The following is a 3,827-nucleotide window of genomic DNA, read 5'->3' on the forward strand; positions in this document are numbered from 1 at the left end:
GCCACAGGTCTTGTCCCTGCCCACCTATCCGTTTGCGCGGGAGCGCTACTGGGCGAATACGTCCGGCTACGAGAGGCAGGCGACGGTAGCTGCAACGCGCGCCGTTTCCGTGCACGACGCGCCCGGCGACGCGTGTAACGTTCTCGTCGAAGAGTGGCGCGACTGCGAACTTCAGGACGGGAGTCGATCACTGCACGCCGTCGCCGTGCTGCTGTCCGATCCGCAACGTCGTCAAGCGCTGGTCGAAACGCTGGCGCTCCAGGGATCTGGCACACGCGCCGTCTTTATCGATACGACCGCACTTGAGCAGGCCGAAGACGACGGGCGTCCGTCTGCGTGGCGCGCTGAGGTGTGCGCAGAGAGATTCGCTGAGCTGTTCGCATCAGCCCTGGACAGCCACCCGGACATCGAGGCCGTGTGGTATCTGTGGCCGCTCGAGGACATGGCGGTCATCGACGACAGCACGGTCATTCTGCGATTGCTACAGGGAATGGTGCGCGGGGGAATGGGCAAGGGCACGCTGCTGCTGGCGGCGGAGCATTCCTCGCCGCTGCAGCGCTGCTACATCGAGTCATGGATCGGCTACGCAAATTCGATCCGACGTACACAGCCCGACCTCCTTGTTGCGGTGATTCATGCTGCGTCAGATAGCCGGAACGAGCGGCAGGCACGAAACACGGAGGGCGACAGCGCGCGCATCGCCACCTGGACCTGCCGACTACTGAACGAGCAGCAGGCCGTTGACGTGGAGAGCGTGCACTATTCCGGCAGCCGGCGTCAGACACTCGGCACCTATCCGAGCATGGCGCGACGCAGTTCCACACATTCGGCCTTTCGGCACGGCGGAACCTACTTGGTCACGGGTGGCTTGGGCGGGATTGGATTCGCGCTGGCCGGGCATCTCGCAAGGAGATACCAGGCTCGCCTCGTTCTTACCGGCCGCTCGGCAATTGACGACGAAAAACGCGGTCGGCTCAATGCACTGCGTGCTCTAGGCGGAAGTGCCTTGTACATCAGTGCCGATGTTAGCTGCCCGGTGCAGATGGAATCAGCGCTGGCGGCGGCCGAGCGTGAATTCGGTGTGCTGCACGGGGCGATCCACGCGGCGGGCAGCAAGGCCGGCGTGAATTTCCTGGATGCCGATGCGGCGGCCTTCGAAGCCGTCCTGTCCGCCAAGGTTGCAGGCACGCGAGTGCTGTCCGGCCTGCTCGAAAATCGCGACATCGACTTCCTCTGCTATTTCTCCTCAATCGCCGCATCACTGGGCGATTTCGGTTCCTGCGACTACGCGGTCGCGAATCGCTTCCAACTGGCGTTTGCAAAATATGCGGGCCGCAACGCGCTGGCGATTTGTTGGCCACTGTGGAGCAATGGCGGAATGAGCGTCGGCGATGACGCGGGTACTCGCATGTACCTTCAATTGACCGGTCAGCGGGCGCTGTCCGCAAGCGAAGGCATTGAACTGTGCGAAGGCCTGCTTGCCGAGCGCGCGGATAGTGGGATCACTCATGCGCTGGTCACGGTTCCGAGAACACCCGGTAGTGCGCCGACGGACGTGGAGGGCGTCAACGCATCCTGTGCCGCCAGGCAGGCGGATGTGCACGTCGACGTGCGTACCGGCGCTGCGCTCGGTGAACGCGTGACAAGCGATGTGGCGCGGCTGGCGAGCCAGCTTCTGAAGCTGCCGGTCGAGCGATTGCACACCGACGACAGCTTTGCCGACCTCGGATTCGACTCTATCGGGCTGGTGACGTTCGCCAAACGGCTGTCAGAATATTTTTACCTGGATCTTCTGCCTTCTATATTTTTCAGCCATTCCAGTGTGTCCGCGCTGTCTGACGCGCTGGTTTCCCGGCACCGGCCTGCCGTCGAAGACGCTTACCGCCGCCACTCCTCGCCTGGCACCGATGCGCCGTCAGGGCCGGTAGCAGTTTCTCCACCCGAGGACGGTTTCTCGTCAGTCACGAGCAAAGTCGATCGTCGTGCAGAACCTGTTCGATCCGCCAAGCATGAGCCCATCGCCATCGTCGGGATGAGCGGAAGGTTTCCGGGCGCCGGCAATATCACTGAGTTCTGGAATCTGCTCGTTGCGGGCACGAACGCAGTGGATGAGATCCCGGCGGATCGATTCGACTGGCGTCGTCACTATCACGCCGGCGGGCCACTACCGGCAGGAGCGATCAGTGCAAAGTGGCTTGGCGCGCTATCCGGCATCGATGAATTCGACCCTGATTTTTTTGAGATTTCGCGCCCAGAAGCGGAGATGATGGACCCGCGGCAACGCCTGCTGCTGCAGGAAGCCTATTCTGCGCTGGAAGATGCCGGCTATGCTGGCCTCGGCCCTGACAAGCGACGCGTCGGCGTTTTCGTCGGCGTGGAGCAGGGGGACTACCAACAGCTCAGCCGGAACAGCGAGCACTTCAGCGGAAATCACGACGGGATTCTCGCAGCCAGACTGTCGTATTTTCTGAATCTGTCCGGCCCTGCAATGGCCATCAATACGGCCTGCTCCTCAGGTCTTGTGGCATTGCATCAGGCATGCATGAGTCTGCGCGAGGGCGGGTGCGACAGTGCAATTGCCGCAGCGGCGAATCTTCTGCTGACGCCCAACAATTACGTCGCCATGAGCCACGCCGGAATGCTCTCGGTGGACGGTGAGTGTCGCGCATTCGGCCGTCGTGCTAACGGTATCGTCCCCGGCGAAGCGGTCGTCGCTGTCGTGTTGAAGACACTTTCCAGTGCCCTGGCGAACGATGACAGGATCTACGCGCTCATTGAAGGCAGCGGAATCAACGGTGATGGCCGGACCAATGGCCTGACAGCGCCCAACGGCGCGGCTCAGGCTCAGTTGATCGAGGAGGTGTATCAGCGGGCGGGCGTTACCGCGGATGACATCGGCTACATCGTTGCCCATGGCACCGGCACCCGGCTCGGTGATCCTGTCGAAGTGGATGCTTTGAATCAGGTTTTTGCGAAAAGCGGTAAGCCCGGACAGTTCTGTGCGTTGACGTCGGCAAAGACCAACATCGGCCACACCTTCGCGGCGTCGGGACTGGTCAGCCTGATCAATGCGGTGCTTGCGCTGAGGCACGGCGTGATACCGGCCAGCTTGAACTGCGAACAGCTCAGTGACTATTTCGACTGGTCCGGCAGTCCTCTATACGTCAATCGGCAAACGACGATATGGCCTGACGTTGCAGGGAGGCGTCGATTCGCTGGCGTAAGCGCCTTTGGCATGAGCGGCACGAATGCGCACGTCGTCCTTCGTGAGTTTGCTCACGATGTGGCGGCCACGCCACTAGCGCACGCGAGCCCCAACTTTCTTCTTGTGCTGTCTGCCAAGACCTCGCTGGCCTTACAGCAGCGCGCAGCAGATCTCCTGAACCAGCTGCAGCAACAACGCGGTGACTGGACGCCGGACAATATGGCGGCGCTCAGTTACACGTTGCTGTTGCGCCGACAGCATTTCGCGGTTCGGCTGGCGTTCGTCGCAGTGGATGTGTCACAGGCGATTGCGGCGCTGTCGGCGATCAGCGCTGGAAAACCCCTCCCTTGGTTGCATAGTGGCAAGATTCCAAAAGGGGTTCTGCAGCGTGACGAGAAATCGGGGCATATCGGGCGGTTGATCGAAATGCTTTCGTCGCAAACAGGCGACGTGCGCGCTCATCGGACGACGCTGGAGGAGTTGGCTCGTCTGTATTGCCAGGGCCACGATCTCAATACGAGTGCGCTATTCGGCACCGGGCTGAAGGTGCTGCTGTCCCTGCCCACCTATCCGTTTGCGCGCGAGCGCTACTGGGTGGAGTCGGAGGAAGGGTTCAGGCAGG

At 61.7% G+C, this 3,827-nt stretch carries 1 protein-coding gene; it reads left to right on the forward strand.

What is annotated here, in order from left to right; genetic code table 11:
- Positions 1-10: 10 nt before the first annotated feature.
- On the forward strand, positions 11-3,827 hold a 3,817-nt coding region (locus RUU78_RS25480), incomplete at its 3' end, for an SDR family NAD(P)-dependent oxidoreductase (protein WP_313920702.1).

The organism is Tahibacter sp. (genome assembly GCF_032229445.1).
Taxonomy (GTDB): domain Bacteria; phylum Pseudomonadota; class Gammaproteobacteria; order Xanthomonadales; family Rhodanobacteraceae; genus Tahibacter.